Origin of the sequence: Granulicella mallensis (genome assembly GCF_014203225.1) — a bacterium.
In the GTDB taxonomy this organism is placed as follows: Bacteria; Acidobacteriota; Terriglobia; order Terriglobales; family Acidobacteriaceae; genus Granulicella; species Granulicella mallensis_A.
The window spans coordinates 133,793-154,702 of the sequence record NZ_JACHIO010000006.1 but is presented as its reverse complement, the minus strand read 5'-3'; the positions used below and the strand labels follow the sequence as shown (position 1 = coordinate 154,702).

The window sequence follows — 20,910 nt, the reverse complement described above, 5'->3', positions numbered from 1 at the left end:
CCATTTAGCTGCCGATCTTTCTTGTACGGCTGCAGATCGGCGTTATCGCCGGACGACATCCCTTCGGATAATCCCAAAATATTATGAATGATCCAGAGACGTACTTTGTAGTTCCGACACATCGGCTACGCGATGTAAGTCAAACAGTGCATGAATACGACGAGCACTTTTGGAAGAACGGTCACTCTCCACAAATGATCGTCTTCGATGACTCCACTCCCACCAACGTGGAGAAGTACTTCAGTAACTTAGAACAGCTGAAAACCAACTCCGACCTGTTCTACGTAGGCCCCCGCGAAAAAGAAGAGTTCCTTGCTTATATCAACTCTCGCCTGCGCAATAAGCGGTTGGAGCCGCTGGTGAAAAATCTCTTCAGGCCCAGCTATGGCGGCAATCGAAACTACACCTTGATGTACTCTCTCGGCGGACTGATGGTTAGCTCCGACGATGACATGCGGCCCTATTCCCTCATGGAGGATAGTCCCGAGTCACTGGAGAACAACCAGATCAGTCGCGGGCGTCTGCATAAGGTCGGCAAGAACGGTTATGCAAGAAAGTCATTCGACATCATGTCGGCTTTCTCCGATGTACTCGGCAAGCCTGTCTCCGAGATTCCGGAAAACTATGAGCATGGCGATTTCCTGATCGACACCGCGATGGACCTGGAGACCAACGTCACCAAGGGACTGATCGAAGACAATGCCACCCTCCTGCAAAGAGGACGGGTCTCGGACGATGCGGTCGTCAAGATGGCGCAGACCTTCCGTTCCGGTACGAACGATATCGACGCTATCGATTTTGTCGACATGTTCCTGAACGATGAAGACCAGACCAGCCTGGACAGCCTGAACGATCTCTACGTCCTGGTGAACTTCCGTCCGGCGGTAACGAATAAGAACTGGCGCATGGACTGTGGCGTAGCCGGCTATGACAATACGTTTGGCCTGCCGCCGTTCTTCCCGACAAGACTGCGCTTTGAGGATTACATCTATCGGCTCTGGATCCAGCAGGAGGGTATCGTAGCGGCGCATGTCGATGCGGCGCAGCACCATACCAAGAGCAACTACATGCGGAATCCTCCGGCCTCCGAGGTGTTGAACGAAGAGATTGCCAACCTGCTCAAGAGAAAGATTAAGGACTCTCTCACCAGTGTGGATGAACTCGGTATTACCTTCGGCTACACGGGAGAGGTCACAGCACAGGATGCTGAGGAGATTCTGGAGAAGATCACCAGCCTCCACACCCGCGCGCTACGTGCAGCAGAGACAGCAAAGAGCCAGGATCGTATCGATGCGCTGCGGCTCTTTGCAGCCAATCTCGAGAAGGCGTTCTATGGCTTTGAGCCGGATTTCTTCCAGCACAACCTGCTGCGTATCGTCGACGATGCGATAGCCGTCATCAAGGCTTCCATCGAGCTTTGGCCGACGCTGGTGGAGATCTGCTACTTCCAGAAACTGCGCAATGGCCTTCCGATGATGCATCTCGGACGGGCGGCACGATAGGACTTTATGCGAATTGCACAGGTAGCACCACTTTTTGAAAGTGTTCCCCCGGGTCTCTATGGCGGTTCGGAGCGCGTGGTCTCGTGGCTTACAGAAGAGCTGGTTCAGTTGGGCCACGAGGTCACGCTGTTTGCCAGCGGCGACTCGCAGACCTCAGCACATCTTGTGCCGGTATGCGAGAAGGCCTTGTGGCGTGACAAAGATTGCCGCGAAACCTTGCCGCATCACGTGCGCATGATGGAGCTTGTCTTTCGGGATCTATCCCGCTTCGACATGATTCACTTTCATAGCGACTACATTCATTTCCCGCTGGTCCGCCGCTACGGTTGTCCCTCGGTGACTACGCTGCATGGCTTTGTCCACGCGCACGATCTGCGTGAGCTGCTCGAGGAATATCGCGACGTTCCGCTGGTCGCTATCTCCAACAGCCAGCAGGAGCCTGTTCCCAATGCCAACTGGCTGGGAACGGTGTATCACGGTCTTCCTGAGACGCTGCATCCGTTTCAATCGCAGCCCGGAGAATACTTTGCGTTCCTCGGTAGAACCTCTCCCGATAAAGGGCTGGAGCGCGCTGTCGAGATCGCCAGACTCTCCGGAGTTCGATTGAAGATTGCAGCGAAGATCTATGACGAAGACCGTAATTACTTTGAACAGGTGATTCAGCCCCTGCTGCAAAAGAGTGCGTCCTTCGTGGAGTTTGTAGGCGAGATCGGCGGCGAGGCGAAGAACGAGTTTCTCGGGCATGCCAAGGCGTTGCTCTTTCCGGTGAACTGGCCCGAACCGTTCGGCCTGGTTATGATCGAAGCGCTGGCCTGCGGTACTCCTGTCATTGCGTGGAGATGCGGTTCTGTGCCGGAGGTTATCCAGGACGGTGTGACAGGTTTCATCGTCGACAGCGTTGAGGAGGCTGTACGCTGCGTGCCCAGGCTCGCGAACATCCGCCGCGAAGGCTGTAGAGCGATGTTTGAAGCCCGCTTTCGGGCAAAGAGGATGGCGGCCGACTATGTACGGATGTACGAGAAGGTTCTAGGTCGCAGGAAAGAAGGGCAAAGAGACCTAGAAGCGCCAGAACTTGATCTCGTTTCCGTAATGGGTTGATTTCTGATGGGGTCCATCTTTATGGATTCTTTATTGGTTCTTTATGTCCTGGGTGAGAAGGTAAGGACAACCATGCCTCCCCGCCTTTCTGGTTTTTTCTGGCTCTTCGTGTGGTGCACCGTTCGCGGAGCTTGTATGTCAGCTCAGGAACAACCGGCTCCATTACCGGAGAACCCTTCTTCGAAGCAGGTTCAGGCTGTGCCGCAATCTTTCTGGGGACGGCTCGATCAGTTCTACGTCGAAGACTGGCATGGAACGGCTCCTGAGAGCCCTGCGCCACCGCGGCGAGGGCTGCCCTCGCCTCTTTCGTCGCCGCCTTTCCCAAACTCGGATTGGTCGTATGGCGGTTCTCCGGTGATCGGCGAGGCGGATACGAACAGCTATCCGCTGATGACGGCCATCAACGGCGCGCAGAGCCGGACCAAGGTCTATGGCTGGGTTGAGCCCACGGTGAACTTCAGCACCTCGGCGAACAGCAATTCGCCTGAGGCGAATGACGCGTATTCGAACCGCTTCGAGTTGAATCAGTTGGTCGTCTATGTCGAGCGGCTGCCCAACTCCGTGCAGCGAGAGCATGTGGACGTGGGCTATCACCTGACCGCTCTCTATGGCACGGACTACAGGTACACGACCAACAAAGGATACCTGAGCAGCCAGTTGGTCGATCACAACCACCAGTATGGTTTCGATCCGGTTCTCGAGTACATCGATGTGTATATCCCGAAGGTTGCGAAGGGCATGAATATTCGTGCGGGACGCTATATCTCTATTCCTGGTATTGAGGCCCAGCTTACGCCGAACAACTATATGTTCAGCCACTCGCTGTTGTACGCGATCGATCCCTTTACGGACACTGGTGTTCTGGCAACGGTGCAGTTGACGGACCAGTGGCTTGTACAGGCAGGCATCACCGGCAGTCACGATGTTGCGCTATGGACGAAGGATGCACAGCCCTCGGCGACGGCCTGCGTCAGCTACACCACGGCTTCTGTCGATGACAACTTCTATCTCTGCGCCAACGGCATCAATGGCGGCAAGTACGCTTATAACAACTTGCAGCAGTACGACGGCACCTGGTACCACCGCTTCTCGAAGACCTGGCATATGGCGACGGAAGCCTATGTCATGTATGAGCGCGATGTGCCGAGAGTAGGTGGACCGATCGCGCCGGAGACCAACGCGAATGGAGCGATCTGCAGGCCGGACCAACAGACCTGTTTTGCTCCGGAGTATGCCGTCGTCAACTACGTGAACAAGCAGCTATCGGGGCATGATTTCATTTCGCTGCGCAGTGACCTTCTCAACGATAAGAAGGGCCAGCGTACAGGTGTGAACACCAAGTACACCGAGAATACCCTGATGCTGAGCCACTGGATCGGCTCAACGATCCAGATCCGTCCGGAGATTCGATTCGACCACGCGTGGGATCGTGACGCCTACGACCGTGGAACCCGGCAGAGCCAGTTTACTGTAGCCAGTGACCTGATATTCCATTTCTGACGCTCTCGTAAAGGGCATCTTTATGCTTTCCTTATTAGCCCGGGCAGAGACTTGCAGATGGTCATGGAGCGCAAGTTTTCATGATGGTCCGTGTGGCTTTGCCGGGCCTGAGGTTCAGGAGCAAACACTTATGTGGGACATCGGATGTATTGTAGCCAGCATCGCGTTTTTCGCCATTGCCGTGGCTTACACGGCCGGATGTGAACGCCTTGCCACGAAAGCAGGCAAGTAATGATCGAAACGATTTTGCTTGGCCTGGTCATTCTTGGCCTTCTCGTCTATCTCGTCTACGCGCTTCTACAGCCAGAAAAGTTTTAACAGGACACCTTAGAACATGACCGCCAACGGCTGGTTTCAGATACTCCTCTTCTTCGCCCTTGTACTCGTATGCGCAAAACCTGTCGGCGTGTACATGGCGCGCGTCTTCGAGCGTGAGAAGACCTTTCTCGACGTTGTCTTTCGTCCCCTCGAGCGTCTTATTTACAAGCTGACCGGCGTCGATGAGACGCGCGAGATGCGCTGGACTGAGTACGCGATTGCGATGCTCGTCTTCAGCCTCGTCACATTGGTCGTTACCTATGCGATCGAGCGCCTGCAGTATTTTCTGCCGCTTAATCCGCAGCATCTCGCAGGCGTTCCGGCCGACCTGGCCTGGAATACCGCAGTCTCGTTCACGACCAATACCAACTGGCAGGCCTATACACCCGAGACGACGATGAGTTATCTCACCCAGATGCTCACGCTCGCATATCACAACTTCTTCTCGGCGGCTGTGGGTATAGCGTTGGCTGTAGCGCTGGTCCGCGGCATTGCTCGGCGCGAGTCGAAGACGCTCGGCAACTTCTGGGTTGATACGACGCGCGCTTCTCTCTGGGTTCTGCTGCCTGCCTGTTTTGTCTATGCGCTGCTGCTTGTCTCGCAGGGTGTGGTGCAGAACTTTCGCCCCTATGACCAGGCGAAGCTCATACAACCGATGACGGTAACGACGACCGGCGCTGATGGCAAGGCCACGACGCAAACCGTGACGACACAGAACATCGCGCAGGGGCCGGTCGCTTCGCAGGAAGCTATCAAGATGCTGGGCACCAACGGCGGCGGCTTCTTCAATGCCAACAGCGCGCATCCGTTTGAAAATCCGACACCGTTTTCCAATCTCCTGGAGATGTTCTCCATCTTTGTAATCCCCGGCGGCTTAACGGTCATGCTCGGCAGGATGACGAAGTCGCCGGCCCATGGATGGGCGGTGTTCGCCGCAATGGGCGCACTCTTCTTCGCGGGTGTCCTCGTCGCATATTATGCGGAGGCCCAGCCGAATCCGCTGATGCATACGGCCGCCCTGCATGTCGACCAGCACACCACAGCAGCGCAGCCTGGCGGCAATATGGAGGGCAAGGAGGTCCGCTTCGGTATCGCCAACTCCGCGCTCTTCGCCACCGTTACGACAGACGCAAGCTGCGGCGCGGTCAATAGCATGCATGACTCCTATATGCCGCTTGGCGGCCTCGTTCCTCTCGTCAACATCATGCTGGGTGAGGTGATCTTCGGAGGCGTCGGGGCCGGGCTGTACGGCATGCTGATCTTCGTGGTGCTGGCGGTGTTTATCGCAGGCCTCATGGTCGGACGCACACCCGAATATCTCGGCAAGAAGATCGAATCGTACGACGTGAAGATGGCGATGCTCTATACGCTCATCTTCCCGCTTTCGATCCTCGGCTTCTCGGCTGTGACGCTGATGATGCCGAACCTCGGTCTGAGTGCGCTGGCAAACGGCGGTCCTCACGGACTTTCGGAGATCCTGTACGCCTTCACCTCGGCGACTGGTAACAACGGTTCAGCCTTTGCGGGTCTGAGCGCCAACACGCACTGGTACAACCTCTCGCTGGGATTTGCGATGTTGATCGGCCGCTTCCTGATGGCTATTCCGGTGCTGGCGATCGCCGGCAACCTGGCGCGCAAGAAGCTTGTTCCGCCTTCTCCTGGAACCTTTCCGGTGCATACGCCGCTGTTCACGATCCTGCTGATCGGCACGATCCTGATCGTTGGCGCGTTGACCTTCTTCCCGGCGCTTTCGCTTGGCCCGGTTCTCGAGCACCTTCTCCTTCACGCTGGCAAGGCCTACTAAGGAAACACCATGGCAAATACCCGTAAGCGTTCACTCTGGGATACAAAGATCGTCGGCCGCGCTCTTCACGACGCCTTCGTCAAATTGAATCCCCGCACGATGATGAAAAATCCGGTGATGTTCGTCGTTGAGATCGGCAGTGTGATCACGACGATCTACACCGTCCGCGACCTCATCCAGGCGCATCACGCCCTTCGCTTCGATCTGCAGATCACTCTCTGGCTGTGGTTCACCGTGCTCTTCGCCAACTTCGCCGAGGCGATGGCCGAAGGTCGCGGCAAGGCCCAGGCCGATGCGCTGCGCAAGGCGAAGTCCGATACCATCGCGATCCGCCTGCGTGCCGATGGCACGACGGAAGAGGTCCCAAGCCTCAACCTCCGTTCGGGCGATGTCTGCCTCATCGCGGCGGGCTCGATGATTCCCGGTGACGGCGAGATCATTGAGGGCGTTGCCTCTGTCGATGAGTCGGCGATTACGGGTGAGTCTGCGCCGGTCATTCGTGAGGCTGGCGGCGACCGCTCGGCTGTGACCGGTGGCACGCGCGTGTTGTCGGACGAGATCAAGGTCCGCATTACGTCGAATCCCGGCGAGACCTTCCTCGATCGCATGATCGCGCTCGTAGAAGGCGCCGAGCGTCAGAAGACCCCCAACGAGATTGCGTTGAACATTCTTCTCGCAGGTCTCACGATCATCTTCCTGCTCGCGGTGGTTACGCTGCAGCCGATCGCAATCTACTCCACGGCACCTCAGTCTGTCTTCGTTCTGATCTCGCTGCTTATCTGCCTGATCCCGACGACCATCGGCGGCCTGCTCTCGGCCATAGGTATCGCGGGCATGGATCGCCTGGTGCAGTACAACGTGCTGGCGATGTCGGGCCGCGCTGTCGAAGCGGCAGGCGACGTCAATACGCTGCTGCTCGACAAGACCGGAACCATCACACTCGGCAATCGCCAGGCGGCGGCGTTTATCCCGGCTCCGGGCGTCAGCAAAGATCAGCTCGCCGATGCCGCGCAGTTCTCTTCGCTGCCGGATGAGACTCCCGAAGGCCGCAGCATCGTTGTGCTCGCCAAGGAGCTCTACGGTCTGCGTGGCCGCGAGCTCCACGATCTGCAGGCGGAGTTCGTTCCGTTCTCCGCCACGACCCGCATGTCCGGCGTGAACATGGAAGGCCGCATCATCCGCAAGGGTTCCACGGACGCCATCGCGCGCTTCCTGCAGGAACGCGGCGGCTCGCTGCCCGACCAGGTCCGCATCGACGTCGAAACCGTGGCACGCTCCGGTGGCACACCGCTTGTAGTTGCGGAGAACCGCCAGGCGCTCGGTGTGATTCATCTGAAGGACATCGTCAAGGGCGGCATGAAGGAGCGCTTCGCGCAGCTTCGTGCGATGGGCATCAAGACCATCATGATCACCGGCGACAATCCGCTGACCGCGGCGGCAATCGCTCGCGAAGCCGGCGTCGACGACTTTCTTGCCGAGGCCAAGCCCAAGGACAAGATGGACCTCATCAAGCGTGAGCAGGCCGAAGGCAAGCTCGTCGCGATGACGGGCGACGGCACCAACGACGCTCCCGCGCTCGCACAGGCCGACGTAGGCGTCGCGATGAACACCGGTACGCAAGCTGCCAAGGAAGCCGGCAACATGGTGGACCTGGACTCCAACCCCACCAAGCTCATCGAGATCGTTGAGATCGGCAAGCAGCTTCTGATGACGCGTGGCGCGCTCACGACGTTCTCGATTGCCAACGACGTCGCGAAGTACTTCGCCATTATTCCGGCGATGTTTGCGGCGACGTTCCCGGTGCTCGGCGCACTCAACATCATGCACCTGAAGACGCCGCAGTCCGCGATTCTCTCCGCCGTGATCTTCAATGCGCTTATCATCGTCGGGTTGATTCCGCTGGCACTGCGTGGCGTGAGCTACAAAGCTATGTCGGCCGAGGCGCTGCTGCGCCGCAACCTGCTCATCTACGGCGTCGGAGGTTTGATCGCGCCGTTCCTGGGTATCAAGATCATCGACTTAATCATTACCGCCATCCATCTGGCATAAGGGGCAGTTATGCGACGCAATGTTGTCACCGCTATCCTCTACACACTTGTTACGACGATCATCTTTGGCGTAGCGTATCCTCTCCTGGTCACCGGCGCCGCGCAGCTTCTGTTCAAGGACAAGGCGAACGGACAGCTCATCTCAGAGAATGGAACCGTTGTAGGCTCCCATCTCCTGGGTCAGTCCTTCACCACGCCGGCATACTTTCATTCGCGCCCGTCACAGGCAGGGAGTGGGTATGACGCGGCCAACTCGGGCGGCTCGAACTATGCGCCGACCAGTCAGAAGCTTATCGATCGTATGAAGACGGATGTCACTGCTGCGAATACAGATCATCCGGGCACCGAGGTTCCTGTCGATCTGGTCACAGCGTCCGGCTCGGGACTTGACCCTGACATTACACCGGCAGCAGCGGAGTACCAGGTGGCTCGTGTGGCGAAGGAGCGGCATCTCTCGGAGAGTGCTGTGCATGATTTGGTAGCAAAGCACACGCAGGCCCGCCAGTTCGGTGTGTTGGGCGAGCCCCGCGTCAACGTTCTGGAGCTCAACCTGGATCTCGATCACGCGGCGCCTCAGGGAACCATGAAGTAACGCCGATTGGCAGGATGGTTTTCCGTGAGTTTTGATCTCTATCTTTTTCGATTCAAGGCCGGGAAAGAGGCTTTGGCTAACAAAAAGGTCGTACTGTCGTTGTTGCAACAGCATTGCAAGGATGGTTGCGATAAGTTCGCAACCTACTTCGCAACCTTTCCCGATCAGTCTTGTGTCGAGATCCGGGCGAAAGGGCTGGAGAGCGATGAGGACTTCAGCACCTGCTTCTTCAATCTGCGCAGCTTCTCGCCTACCGTGATTACCTTTGTGTATGACATCGCCAAGGCGGCGGATTTAGTCATCTTCAACATGCAGGGCATCGCAGACGATGCCTCGAATCCATTAGTGATTCTTACGGATGAGGCTCAGTCACGAGAGTTGCCGGAAGGTGTAGGTTCGCACCCAGTACCTTGTTCTTCGGCGGAGCACCTGGGGCAGTTGCTGGGCGTAGACGCTGGTTCCTGGACTAAATACCGCGACCAGGTGCTCGCCACACATCACTAGTGCCGCCATTGATAGAGAACAGTCTGGTGCGTCGTTCCGCTGCCCATGGGGGATTCTGTGAAGGTCTCGGCATCGAGATCCTGGAACGTGCTGCTCAGGCTGGCCATGTTCCTGGAGAAGAACGGTGGGGTGTCACCACCGCCTGACTGCGAGCTGCCGGAGCCATCCAGCAGAGGGGTCAATCGCACAAAGCTCTCCCGCTCGGAGCGATGGTCGAAGCCCGCGATGATCTTTGCAGGCTTCGGCGTGGAAGCTGCATGATGCGAGGCTTCGAAAAGAAGCAGCAAGGTCGCTTCATCAGAAGCAACCACGCAGACGTTACCCTGAATCGCCAGCACGAGACCGTGTATTCCACTCAGCTCTACCCAGCTCACATTGTCATGGTGATGCTCCTGCCAGGCGAGCCCAGCCTTGCCGATGGTAAGTCGCGGTGCCAGCGCGGCGCTGAGAGCCTGTTGCCATGCAGCCTGGTTCCATCCGGCGGAGGAGGAGAGGACGACCGCTGTATGAATGGGGAAGAAGGCTGTTTCGTTGGCCTGAGTCTTAGGCTGGTTTGCTGAAGAAAAGACGAGCATCGCCTCGGGATGTGCGGCGATGAGCAGGTCCTGCAATTGCGAAAGAGAAGCTGCACGCGGTTGCACGACGACCGATGTCTCGTCGATGCGTTCTTCAAAGTTCGACGTATCTCCAGCAATGGGAGTGGAGAGATCGGCTACCGGCGCGATGTGGGTGTCGCGATAGGCGCTGGTATTGCGCGAGAGTAGCTTGTCTTCAAACTGATGAAGGATCGAAGCCGTGGTGGGCTGAGCCTGTGCGCGGTAGACGCCGATGTTCTGAGGAAGATATCCCAGCACGGGGGCAAGGTCTGCGCTGGTTGCTTCTTTGTCAGGGTTTGAGGCGATCAATACGCGCTCTTCGCGAAAGCTCTCGGGAGTAAGGTAGAGATCGCTCAGCGCTGAGCTGTATTGCTTGAGTTCCGTGATGTTCTGCTGTATCCAATAGCTGCGGAAGTAGGGTGAGGGCACGATCTTCGCCATGTTCAAAGCCATGCGCAGGTTGCCGGGTTGTTCTTTCGCGGCAGCGATGGCCTCCGCATACCAGCGTTCGTGCAGCAACGTTGCGTCCACCGGTTGCTGCATCAACTGCAACGCGTTGGCAATCAGGTCTTCCCGTGTGGCAAGCAGCAGATAATCGCCATGCACGGCGAAGGCCACGGTATGCGCGGGGTCGCCCTCGGTGCGGACGAAGAAGGAGGCATCTCCTGCCTTGCGCTCTTCAAACTTGTCGCGCATTTGCAGCAGCGGGGTTTTGGCTGCTTCTCCACTGGGCATGCGCGTGATGTAGAGGAACTCCAGGTTGCCGATGTCATACCAGGCGAAGAGGCTTTGGCCACCGGCGGCCTGTTGCAGGAACTGTGCGTCAGGCGGAAACCCCGCGGTGGCCGCGAATTGATCCTGCGCTTCGCCCAGGCGGGAGAATAGACGAGAGTGCGAAAAGCTTGCGTAGTTATCGCTCTTCAGCCAGCGCTGCTCCTCTTGCGAGCTCGACCAGGATTTGAGCAGGGCCTTGAAGTCGGGAGACTCGATCGACAGAAGGGCACCCTGCGGAGCGAAAGAAGCCAGGGACAGGTTGACGGGAGGGGATGATTGAAGTGCCGTGTAAACCGCGGCTCCGCAGACTCCCAGGACTCCGAGGAGCAACATGGTTGCGAGTGCGAAATAGAATCGCTTCATCATGGGTGCACCTTCGTTGCGCTGGCCGTGAGTCGCGGCCTTACGAGTACAGCCTGTTGAGTGGAGGTCTGAATGACTGGCCGGCGGGTAGCGTTCTCTTGTCTCACGTTCAGGCGTTCTTGAAGCGAGCTGATGCGGAGCGCAATCTTCGACTGTTGGACCTTGTCCTCGGTCAGTTGCGAGGCCGTCTGCAGATCTTCGATGGCCTGCTGTTCTTCGGAGAGATGCTCTTCCATCGTCGCCAGCGCGAGAAGGAAATCACGCTTGTCCTGCGGTTGGGTGAGGATGGTCGCAGCCTGCGTCTCTTGCGCGTCCGAATCTTCCGTCGTTGCCTCCGAGATATCTGAGGAGGTCCCCTCTGTACTTTCCTCCGACGGTGCTGTGCGTAGAGAAGGGTTCTCCGAGAGGAGAGGCGCAACGGCAGTGTTGGCCCTCTCATATTGATTTGCGGCGACTTCGGCGGTGAAGAGATCGAGCCGCAACTTGTCGAGCAGAGACGCCGGTGCATCCATGATGGCCGCACGCAGCAATGTGCCGCGCTGCGCCGTGGGCAGGGCCGCGGCCTCACTCATGCGTGCATAGAGAAAGTAGGGCTGGTCTGCCTGTGGAGTGCCTGGTGCGGCGTTCGCCAGTTGTGTCAGCTCCGCGCTGCTGAAGCTGCGTGTTCCGGGGATTGCACGCATTGCCTCAGCGGCTTTGGCTCTGTCGTCGTAAGGAGAGTTGTCGCTTGCCGCCACTGCCTTCAGTGTCGCTTCGGCTGCCGCATCCTGCTTGCTCGCAAGCTGTGCTTCGCCAAGCCGCCGTCGATAGTCGAAGTCCCAGGGGCTGCCGTTTGCGAGTTTCGTCAGCAAAGGCAGCGCCTCGGCCACATGGCCTGTGCGCATCAACAAAGCGGCGGCAGTGTCGAGGTTTTCGTACAGGTCTCCCTGCAGCGTGAGCCTGTGCAGCAGGTCGAGAGCGCCGGGTACGTCGTTGGTTGCGAGCCGTGCTTCTGCCAGTGCGAGATAGTCTGGTGCCGCAAGCTCTTGCAGTGCGGTCTTCTGCTGAAAGACATACTCGAGCAGCAGGCGGCTGTTGGCGCTGTCCTGTTTCAGGCGAAGCTGATTCGCCACGCTGGAGAGCGTAGCCAGCGCAGGTACATGGGATGGATCGTTCTGGTAGTCCGCAATCCATTGCGCGAGCCGCGACTGGCGCGCCGCCAGCAGCAGGGTGACCGTCTGCATCTCTTCGCTTTGCCTCTGGGCTGCAGGAATGCTATCGAGCAGGCGCTGCGCCTCTGCGGTCTGTCCCTGTTGCAGGAGCCACTTGAGGTACTTGAGTTGGATGGAGGTGAGCACGCTCTGTGCGCCATCGTCTTCGGTGGTCTTCGCTTTTGCGGCTTCGGCCTGAGTCAGTACCAGCTCGTGACGATAGATGTCTCCGAACTGCGCGCGAGGGAACCAGGTCTCATCCGTCAGACTGGAAAGAATTGCGCGCTGGTCGGTTGTGTTTGCCGCCAGGGCCAGCACCCAATCGGCGGCTTCGGTGGCGCTTACTTTTTCCAACGCGACATACGCCGCGTGCAATAGTTCGGTCGAGCGATAGCTTCCGTTTTTGCGGATGTAGGGCTCGAGGACCGCGTCCATTTCGGACTTCAGCCTGGGGCCGATCTGGTAGTCACCAGCATCGTTTGCGATGCTGGTGAAGTTTGTCCAGAAGCTCTCCGGCACAGATTGTTCTTCCACCATGGCGCGCAGCTTCGCAAGCGCCTGCTTCCATTGGGCGAGGGCTTCGTCGTGATGTCCCTCCGTCCAGAGGATCTCCGCCATCGCCCGGTTGGGTTCAGGGTCGTCCGGGGCAAGCTCTTCTACGTGGCGATACTCGGTGAGCGCGGCGTCGTACTTGTGCGCGTCGACGTACGCCTGTGCGAGCGCGATATAGCTATTGCTGCTCTGCGGGCTGATCTCCAGTCCGGCAGGCAGGTAATCTTCCGGGTCGGCGTCAGGCTTCGCTGCAAGGGTGCGCCACACGCCATAGCGCATGGCGTAGTAGAACCACGGATCGCCGGTGATCCGTTTCGCTTCATCCGGTTCCACCTTCAAGTGCTCGCCGATTGTTCCGTTAGCGAGCACAGTCTGGAAGGCTGCGTCGGTGCGCAGTGAAGTGTCGCCGAAGTACAGGCCCAGCAGCGCGTTCATGGCCGTGGGCCATACCGGCGGATTGGCTGCGGTGCGCGCATCCACTACCTGGTAGGCCAAGGCTCTGGAGCCATTGGTTACTACATAGTTTGCTGCAGCATCGGCGTAGTTACCCTTTGCGGCAGCCAATCGAACCAGTGCGGCAGGACTGTGCTGCAGCAGCACGGCAAACAACCGCTGCTGCTGTTCTTCTTCCTGATGGCTGAGGACCAGCTTGCGGAGATCTCGCACCTCCGACTCGAAGTTTCCAGCACCACGCCACGCGGTTGCAGCCAGGGCGAGCACGGACGGCTGCTCTTCGCTCTTGAGCGTTGCAGCATACGTATCCAGCGTCTGCGCGCGTGTGAGGTTGTCCATGCGCTGCGCTTCCAGCGTGTCGAAGGGTTCGAGTTGTATCTCGGCGAGTTTCCTGTTGACTCCGAGCAATATATCTCGACGCCAGGCAGCCTCACGGTCCTTCAATCCGGCGGCCTGTGCTGCAGGAATCCAGACATCGGCTACTTCTTTCAGCGGACGATTCAAGCGTTCAGTGTCCAGCAGCCGAGCATAGGCCAGCTTCTCTTCCGGGGTGTAGAAGTCTCCTACGGTTGTGCTCAACTCCTGTACCGCGCGGCGGAAGGTGTTCTGCGCAAATTGCCTGCGTTGTTCTACCTGCTGTTTGCGCCAATCCGCATCTGTGACGGAGGCGATGCCCTTTTCTTCCACCTGCTTGACGATGAGTGCCGGTGAGGAGGGAGACATCTCTGCTGCCGCACGGGCACTCTTCAGCAACGTCAATGCTTCTTGAGCCTGTCGTTGACGACCGAGCAGGCTTGCATATTGCACAGCGCCGTCTGCGTTCTGGGCGCTGGTGAGCAGGTTATCGCCGGCGAGTTTCACTCCCTCATCAGCGAACTTGCGCGCTTCGGCCAGCATGTCCCAATCGGCGAGTTGGGTGGCGACACGGAAGTTATTGGCCGCAGACGGGGGATGGCCTTCGATCCATGCGGTCTGCAGCGCCTTCACGGCCAGGTCGGCGCGTCCCTGGCGAGCGCGTGCTAGCGCGGCCTTCTCCATCCACTGCGGGTCTTTGTAGGTCAGCAGGTAGAGCCTGTCGTAGTCCGCACAGGCGGCCTCGTAAGACTGTTGATGTTCTTCGATATCGACGCGGGCGATGTAGAGGTCTGGCCGGTCTTTGCGAATCGCAATCGCCTTGGAGTAGGCAGCCAGCGCGCCGTCGTAGTCCTCGAAGAGCACGTCCACGCGGCCGAGGTCGATGGCAAAACGCGAGTCGCGCGGCGAATCGGTTACTGCTTTGTTGAGGAAGGCGACAAGCTGCTGTTCGCGGCTATGCAGGCGAGCATAGGATGCCGCGTTCTGCAGGATGTTTGTGTCTTCGGGGAAGGCACTGATCAGGGCGATATGCTGCTCGAGGGCGCCGCTATAATCCTTGAGGTCGGTCAGGGCGAGGATCATGCCCTGGCGCACGAGTGCGATCTTGTCGCGCTTCTCCAGTGCACTCAGTTGCGCGTTCAACGGAGCGCTCTTGAGCGAGGCAAGGGTAGCTGCATAGAAGTCGCGCAGTCCTGTGGCATCATGCGCGAGTGCGTAACTGTCCGCAGTGAGCGCGAGGTACTGCGCGTTGTAGGGATCGTTGGCGAGCAACGGTTTCAGCAAAGTTCGTGCGCCTGCGAAGTCGCCGCTCTGGTTCGACCTGGCGATAGCCTCCAGCGTGAAGTTATGCGCCAGTGCTGGATTAGCCTCGTGGGAGGCCTGTATCAGCGTAGCCACGGCGCGCGGCGGCTGCTTGTTGTTCCAGTAGAAGTCGGTCGTCGCGCGAACCACTCCCAGGATCTTCGCGTTGTCCTTGTAGACAGCCTCGATGAGGCGCTGTGCATTCGCGATATCGTTCTGGTCCTCATAGGCGCGCACCAGCTGATACTGCAGCTCGATGCGCTGCACGGGATCGACAGCCAGCGCGATCTCGCGCTTGAGCGCCGCCTGGTAGGCCTGCGGAAGATGGCTGCTCTGGCTAAGCTCCACGAGCTGCGCCGCATCGTCCACGTTGGCCGCTCGCTGAATAGCGGCCTGTACCAGGGCATCGATGCTGGAGGTCTGTTGCCGGGCTTGCAGGATATCGATGCGCAGCTTCAGCGCTTCCAGCGTGGGATGTTGTGTGGCGCTGCGCTCTGTCTCCTGGTCGACGAGATCTGCTGTCTCGGGGCGCGTGGCCAGTGTCAGCAGCCTCCCGCGTGCGCTGAAACCTGACTCGTCCGCTGACGACTGATCGGTGCTCTGCGCTGTTGCCGAGCGCACGTACTCCGCAATCGCTCGCGTAAAGTCGCGCTTGTTCTCGTAGATTGCGCCTGCTTCATAGCCATAGAGCGCAGAATGGTTGAACTGTTTGCGCGCGGCTTCGATCTGCGCGATGGCCTCGTCGAACTGGAAGTAGTCCCAGAAGACGGTCGCGGATTGCAGGTACCCGTCGGAGACGCCCGGATGTACGGCACTCATCCGCTTCCAGTAGGGCGCGGCCTGCGCGAGCTGATGGTCTACGGGGAGATTCAGGCTGGAGGAGGTGCTGTCGGCGTAAATATCGCCGATGGTTGCAAGCCTGTCGAGGTTTGTGGGATCTGCCTCCGAGAGATGCTTCTCGATGGCAACAGCACGCTCAATCTGCGAGGGATCGTAGTAGGCCAGGGAACGGAAGACGCTGGCCGCATCTTCGCCGACTGAGGCGTCGGCGGGATAGGCGTGGGCTAACTCATCTAATAACGGAGCGCTCTGCTCGAAGTGCGACTGCCAAAGCTGTAACTGCGCCAACTCGCGTGTCGCCGCGGGGTTTTGCTGCTGCGCGGCAGCCGCAGGCACAAGCGCTTGCAGTGCCGTCATCTCCGCCGTGAGCTTGTCTGTTCGGCTGAGGTAATCGAAGAACTCCGCCTGCAGCTCGGGCGACTCCTGCCAATGCTCGCGGATCAACTGTTCCCATGCGGCAGAATCGGCGGTGTCTTTCGAGACATAGGCAGTGAGGAGATTGCGCGTGAAGGTCAGATCGTGCGGGAAGCGCTTGTGCGCATACAGGTTGAGTTGCAGGTAGGCCTGGGGCCAGCTGTTCGTGACATTGCCGAAGTATTGTTCAAGCTCTGTGCCTTGAAAGATATCGACGACCTTGCGCGTAAGCGTGTCGAAGTCCTCCTGCCGTTTCTGGCGCAGGTAGAAGCGCGCGAGCTTGTCGTAGAAGGTCGTGTCGTTGAAACGTGCCAGCGCCTGCTGGTAGACCGCTTCCTGTTCCGCTGCGAGGTTGTTCTGCTGCAGAAAGTCTGCGAGCTTTGCGTAGAGCAGGGGATCGTTCGGATTGCGGTCAAGCTCGTGCCGCAGGACCGCAAGGGCTGCGGGCAGTTGGTTAGCCGTCGTGAGCCGCCCGAGATAGCGATCAAGAATCTGGCGATAAGCTTCTGCCGTGGCGGTAGCTGCAGGGGCAGCCACGGGCATAGCGAGCGATGGCTTCAGTACAGCACTCGCCGGGGCGGTAGCTGCGGAGGCTGTCGCGCTGTCTGTCGTGTCGCTGCTGTCTGTTGGAGCTTCGGGCGCAGGTGTTGCTACCGCGCCTGCTGCCGTTAGCGGCATGCCTTGAAGATTGCCGGCGAGTTCGGTGAGCAGATTGTCGTACAGCCCGAACTCCGCCTTCGTGTCGTTCTGCCGGGCATCGGCGTCGGCTACTTCTAATGCAACTTCGAGCCGTTCGCCGGCGTGCGGGAAGTCCGCGAGAAACTGCTGCCCGGCTTTCTGGATCGCAGCGTCTTCGCCGTAGCTGGTGTAGGCGCGAATCAGGGCGGCATGCAGTGCAGGCCTCGCGGTCGATGCAGGAAAGCGCTGGTCGAGTATGGCGAGCAGTTCGGCTGCTTTCGCGCGATGAAAGTAGGGCGTGGCCTTTACTTCTTCGTCGTGAAACTCCGTAGAGGGATTAGCGGAGTTGAACCATAGGGAGAGCACGCCATTAAGATAGCCGGGGCCCTGGTCGACGGTCGCGAGATCGCGATAGATCGAGAGATTGCCTGAGCCCAGATCGATGGGGCGCTCCGGCGCGGTCAGCAGAATGCGGATGAGGCCGCTGAGGCCAACCTCTTCAGGCGTCTGAGTTGTGGCCGTCAGATGTCCCTGTGTACCCGCGAGTGCGAAGTAGTAGCGCGCCGCCTCTTCATACTGTGTCGCGTTATCGAGCAGCGCGGCGAAGGTGAAGAGTTCGTCGGCGGACCAGGCCGCATGGCGGCTCTCTTTACTGGCACCGTACTCGGCCAGTGCGTTTGCTGCCGCGTCACTGCGGCCCTGCTGCTGGTAGTAGTGAAAGAGGCGCGTGGCTGCGTTGTAGTCATCGGGGTTCCGTAGCAGTCGCGCGCGTGTGTCGGCGAGCATGGTGTGCTGCGTGTGGGTCGCTGCGAGCAACTGGAAGTAGCTTTGCACCAACTCCGTGGGCCAGAGGGGCTGATAGGCCTTGTCGAAGAGCGCGAGCGCCTTGGTGGTTGCGGCGGTGTCGCCCTGTTGCAGCGCCACCAGAGCCGAAGCCTTGATTGGAAAGATCTGGTCCTGCGGGAAGGCCGTCCGGTACTCGGTGATGGCCTGCTCGGCCTCGTCATAGCGCTGTCTCTTCATCAGCGAGTTGACGAAGGCCGCTCGTACGGCGGGTTCAGCGGGATAGCGGGCCATCCACGCTTTGTAGATGTTCGTGGTGGCCTCATCGCCAAGCGCCTGTTCCTGAGCGACGGTGAGGGCTCGCGCGAATGCCTGCCAGGCCTGCTGCTTGTCGGCTGCGATGAACTTTTCTCCAGCGGCAGCGGGAGAAGTAGCAGCCTGCTCCAGTGCCGCAATCTCCTGCGGGCCTTGGACGCGGCGATGGTAGAAGTCAGCGAGCTCGAGCTCTGCTGCCTGCTTGCCGGTTGCATGTGCGACGAAGGTCTTCCAATCCTGTTCGGCGGCGCTGAAGTCGAGCGCCTGCTCTTCGGTATGCGCGCGCAAAGCATAAAGCTGTGCGGCGTCCGATTTGCTCTTGAGCAGGCCGTTCAACTCATTGCGTGCCTCAGTCGGCGGCCGGAGATAGAGCGTTCGTACCCCGGGCAGGTCCATCGCGCGATAGAGCGCGGCTTCGATGTCCGAACCGGAGACAACGCTTTGCAGCCACGGAGCCAGCTCGGCTCGCGCGTAAAAGCTTACGGTAACGAGGCCCAGCACGGCCGTTGTGCAGACTCCGCGATTACGGGACCACTTCAATCTGCACCTCCTGCGAGCCAACGTTATGGGCGATGTCCTCAGCCGTTACCGAAAGCGTGTAGGAGCCGGGAGCGAGCGTATCCGGGATGCGCATCTCTCCCGTGCTGGCGGCTGCGGCACTGTTCCAGCGGAGATCGACCGGCATCGCGCCCTGCAGCCGTGCTGTCAGGGTGCGTGTCGTGGCGGTGGCACCGGCCTTGATGAGCATCGCATCGCCGCGATGAAATCTCGTGTGGTCCAGCTTCACGCGTACGGCTGGTGGGGTCGAGGCGATGACGAAGGTCTTCTGCTCGGCGTAGGTGTTGCCCTTCAGGTCACGCAGAATGAGCCGCACCGTGTAGGTGCCGTCCTGCATATCAGTCGGCGCGAGAAAGCGTGTCTCCCATAGTCGATTGCTGTCAGGGCCCTTCTGCTGGTCTTCCGAGGCGATGTGCCGCAGCGGCTGCGTCAGCCCGAAGGGAAACAGCGCGATGACCGAGGTGATCGCCGGATCGGTATGGACGCGGAGCACCGGATCGCCGGGCCGTATGACACGCGGACGCAGCAGGGAGCGAGGCACCGCAAGAAACGAGGTATACGGCGTGACGAACTTGTAGCGGCGCGAGAGCTCGATGATCTCGTCGATCACCGCGCGTGTCTCTCCATCGCGCGCAATCTGGTCGAGCAGCGCATTCACGCGTGCCTGGGCCCAAAGCCTCGGAAGCTGCGGGTGGTCGAGCGATTCGACGGGCAGGTCGATCTTCGCTGCGGCGTTCAAAGGCTTGTCGCCCCGGTCCGCATGCGCTGTAAAGCTGACCTGTTTTACGGGCGCCGTATAGTCGCCAACCCATGCTGCGATGGAGCCCGCATAGACCGAGTCATCGAGCGGATAGACGGTATGAATTGCACTCGACGGCGAGATGTCGAGGTGCAGACCGCCGACCGGGTGCGAGGTGCTATGCGCGAGGAAGGTGCTGAGCTTGGCTTCGACAGGCTCGGTCGCGAGCACGTTCTCCAGCACACCGTCATTCTGTGCCAGCAGCTTCAGCAAGGGCAGGTTGGCGTTATCTCCTACGGCGAAGATGTTGGTGCGTGGATGCGTCGGAGACTGTTTCCACTGCTGCGCATAGGCTGTGGCAATCTTGCCCGTGATCACGGTAGTCCCGCGATCCGAGTTGCCGTCCGTCAGCAGGAACAGGCTGGAGTTCGGCAGCTTCGCCAGTGCCAGTCCTGCCGTCAACGCCTTGCCCAGGTCCGTGCCGCCGCGCAGCTTGCTGGCGCGCACGAAATCCAAGGCCTGCTGCTCAGCCTCGGGAGTTGCTGCGAGAGGCTCGGGCTTGAATAAGGTGACGTCCTGGTTGAAGAGCAACAGCGAGAAATGATCGGCGGGCTTCAAACTCAACAGCACGGCCTGTAGCGCCGCGAAGCTGCGTTCGAGGTTGTCCCACTGCATCGAGAGGGAGGTATCGAGCAGGAGCACGACGTCGCGTGGAGCCGTCTGTGTAGGTGCCGCCTCCGCAGGCGGAGCGATCAGTGTCTGCGCCAGGAAGAAGCCGGGCTCCGCTTGGCGTGGTTTGGGCGAGGTCTCGTCCGGGGACGGCAGCCCCGGATTGGGATTGCGGAAGGCAATCACGGAGAGGTTGTCGGAGGAGCGCGCGTCGAGCTGCCACGCTGCGTGGAAGTCTTCTCCGAGAGAGACGTTGGAGCCTTCCCACGTGCCGACGACCGTATGGGTGTCCTGCTGGCTGAACTGCAGCGGAAAGGCCTTGCTCTCCAGCGCGAAGTGATCGAACGCCTGGGTGGAGTGCATCTCGAACCGCAGCTTGAGATGTGCCGTCGTCTGCACCTGATACTGCGCAGGCTTTAGCGGCAGCACAAAGCCTTGCATGTAGCGATCGACCGGCAGCACCTGGTGGTATTCCAGCTCCAGCCGCTTCGTGCCGAACGCGGGGATCGGCGTGATCTTCGCCGTAAAGGTGGAGTCTTCCTTTGGGTCGTTGCCATCGCGCTCGCCCGCTTCCAGCAGTCCGGGATCGATGGCCTGCGCGCGGGCCTGCTGATAGACCTCTTCGGCGCGCTTGCGTTCCAGGACCACTGCGGGAATGCGAACCGGCCCATCCCACGTCGCGAAGTCCGATACGGTGCTGCCGGTAGGCAGGGCAAAGACGTAGGTCCCTTCTTCAATCTCCTTCGAGTGGTTGGCGAAGATCTGCGTCACGGAGACGCGGGCGTCGCCATTGTCGATGACGACGTTGACGGTCATCTCCTCGAGCGAGAGCACCGCCGGGTCCGGCTTGTCTTTGTCCCTCGGGAGCAGCACCCCAGACTGGCCGAAGGCAGGCGCCGCAAACAACAGAGCCAGTAGGAAAGCTGCTGTGCCGCGCTGCTTCGGTCGAGAGGTCAAGCTTGTG

11 protein-coding genes are annotated in these 20,910 nt (G+C 59.5%); 8 read left to right on the top strand and 3 right to left on the bottom strand.

Annotation, left to right across the window (positions count from 1 at the left end; all coding sequences use genetic code 11):
* Positions 1–83: 83 nt before the first annotated feature.
* The 8 genes from HDF15_RS08520 (at position 84) to HDF15_RS08485 (ending at position 9,366) form a co-directional block, all read left to right on the top strand.
* Positions 84–1,502, top strand: coding sequence for a hypothetical protein (locus HDF15_RS08520; RefSeq protein ID WP_184254606.1), 1,419 nt, complete (start codon positions 84–86; stop codon positions 1,500–1,502).
* A 6-nt stretch (positions 1,503–1,508) separates the two neighbouring features.
* Positions 1,509–2,600: a glycosyltransferase family 4 protein gene (locus tag HDF15_RS08515; protein ID WP_184254604.1), complete on the top strand. Its 1,092-nt coding sequence runs from the start codon at positions 1,509–1,511 to the stop codon at positions 2,598–2,600.
* Between the two features lie 135 nt (positions 2,601–2,735).
* Positions 2,736–4,100, top strand: coding sequence for an outer membrane beta-barrel protein (locus tag HDF15_RS08510; protein WP_184254601.1), 1,365 nt, complete (start codon positions 2,736–2,738; stop codon positions 4,098–4,100).
* Positions 4,101–4,331: 231 nt separating this feature from the next.
* On the top strand, positions 4,332–4,418 hold the full coding sequence (gene kdpF, locus HDF15_RS26430) for a K(+)-transporting ATPase subunit F (protein WP_184254841.1): 87 nt from the start codon (positions 4,332–4,334) through the stop codon (positions 4,416–4,418).
* 16 nt (positions 4,419–4,434) lie between these two features.
* On the top strand, positions 4,435–6,222 hold the full coding sequence (gene kdpA, locus HDF15_RS08500) for a potassium-transporting ATPase subunit KdpA (RefSeq protein ID WP_184254599.1): 1,788 nt from the start codon (positions 4,435–4,437) through the stop codon (positions 6,220–6,222).
* 9 nt (positions 6,223–6,231) lie between these two features.
* Positions 6,232–8,271, top strand: coding sequence for a potassium-transporting ATPase subunit KdpB (kdpB, locus tag HDF15_RS08495; protein WP_184254597.1), 2,040 nt, complete (start codon positions 6,232–6,234; stop codon positions 8,269–8,271).
* 9 nt (positions 8,272–8,280) lie between these two features.
* Positions 8,281–8,862, top strand: coding sequence for a potassium-transporting ATPase subunit KdpC (gene kdpC, locus HDF15_RS08490; protein ID WP_184254595.1), 582 nt, complete (start codon positions 8,281–8,283; stop codon positions 8,860–8,862).
* Positions 8,863–8,934: 72 nt separating this feature from the next.
* A complete protein-coding gene (locus HDF15_RS08485; RefSeq protein ID WP_184254593.1) occupies positions 8,935–9,366 on the top strand; it encodes a hypothetical protein in 432 nt (143 codons plus the stop codon).
* Here the strand turns inward: HDF15_RS08485 and HDF15_RS08480 are convergent.
* Genes HDF15_RS08480 through HDF15_RS08470 form a run of 3 tightly spaced genes read right to left on the bottom strand, consistent with a single transcriptional unit; the run spans position 9,363 to position 20,903 of the window.
* The gene (locus HDF15_RS08480; RefSeq protein WP_184254591.1) at positions 9,363–11,102 is read right to left on the bottom strand and encodes a hypothetical protein; all 1,740 of its coding nucleotides are present in this window, start codon (positions 11,100–11,102) and stop codon (positions 9,363–9,365) included. The two genes, HDF15_RS08485 and HDF15_RS08480, sit on opposite strands and share 4 nt — an antisense overlap.
* Positions 11,099–18,520: a hypothetical protein gene (locus HDF15_RS08475; RefSeq protein ID WP_184254589.1), complete on the bottom strand. Its 7,422-nt coding sequence runs from the start codon at positions 18,518–18,520 to the stop codon at positions 11,099–11,101. The genes HDF15_RS08480 and HDF15_RS08475 overlap by 4 nt, the downstream gene beginning before the upstream one ends.
* The gene (locus HDF15_RS08470; protein ID WP_260330943.1) at positions 18,504–20,903 is read right to left on the bottom strand and encodes a VIT domain-containing protein; all 2,400 of its coding nucleotides are present in this window, start codon (positions 20,901–20,903) and stop codon (positions 18,504–18,506) included. The genes HDF15_RS08475 and HDF15_RS08470 overlap by 17 nt, the downstream gene beginning before the upstream one ends.
* Between the last annotated feature and the right edge of the window lie 7 nt (positions 20,904–20,910).

Coding starts and splice junctions, on each gene's coding strand:
- HDF15_RS08520 (WP_184254606.1), top strand. CDS start 84: ATGAATGATCCAGAGACGTACTTTGTAGTTCCGACACATCGGCTACGC.
- HDF15_RS08515 (WP_184254604.1), top strand. CDS start 1,509: ATGCGAATTGCACAGGTAGCACCACTTTTTGAAAGTGTTCCCCCGGGT.
- HDF15_RS08510 (WP_184254601.1), top strand. CDS start 2,736: ATGTCAGCTCAGGAACAACCGGCTCCATTACCGGAGAACCCTTCTTCG.
- kdpF (WP_184254841.1), top strand. CDS start 4,332: ATGATCGAAACGATTTTGCTTGGCCTGGTCATTCTTGGCCTTCTCGTC.
- kdpA (WP_184254599.1), top strand. CDS start 4,435: ATGACCGCCAACGGCTGGTTTCAGATACTCCTCTTCTTCGCCCTTGTA.
- kdpB (WP_184254597.1), top strand. CDS start 6,232: ATGGCAAATACCCGTAAGCGTTCACTCTGGGATACAAAGATCGTCGGC.
- kdpC (WP_184254595.1), top strand. CDS start 8,281: ATGCGACGCAATGTTGTCACCGCTATCCTCTACACACTTGTTACGACG.
- HDF15_RS08480 (WP_184254591.1), bottom strand. CDS start 11,102: ATGATGAAGCGATTCTATTTCGCACTCGCAACCATGTTGCTCCTCGGA.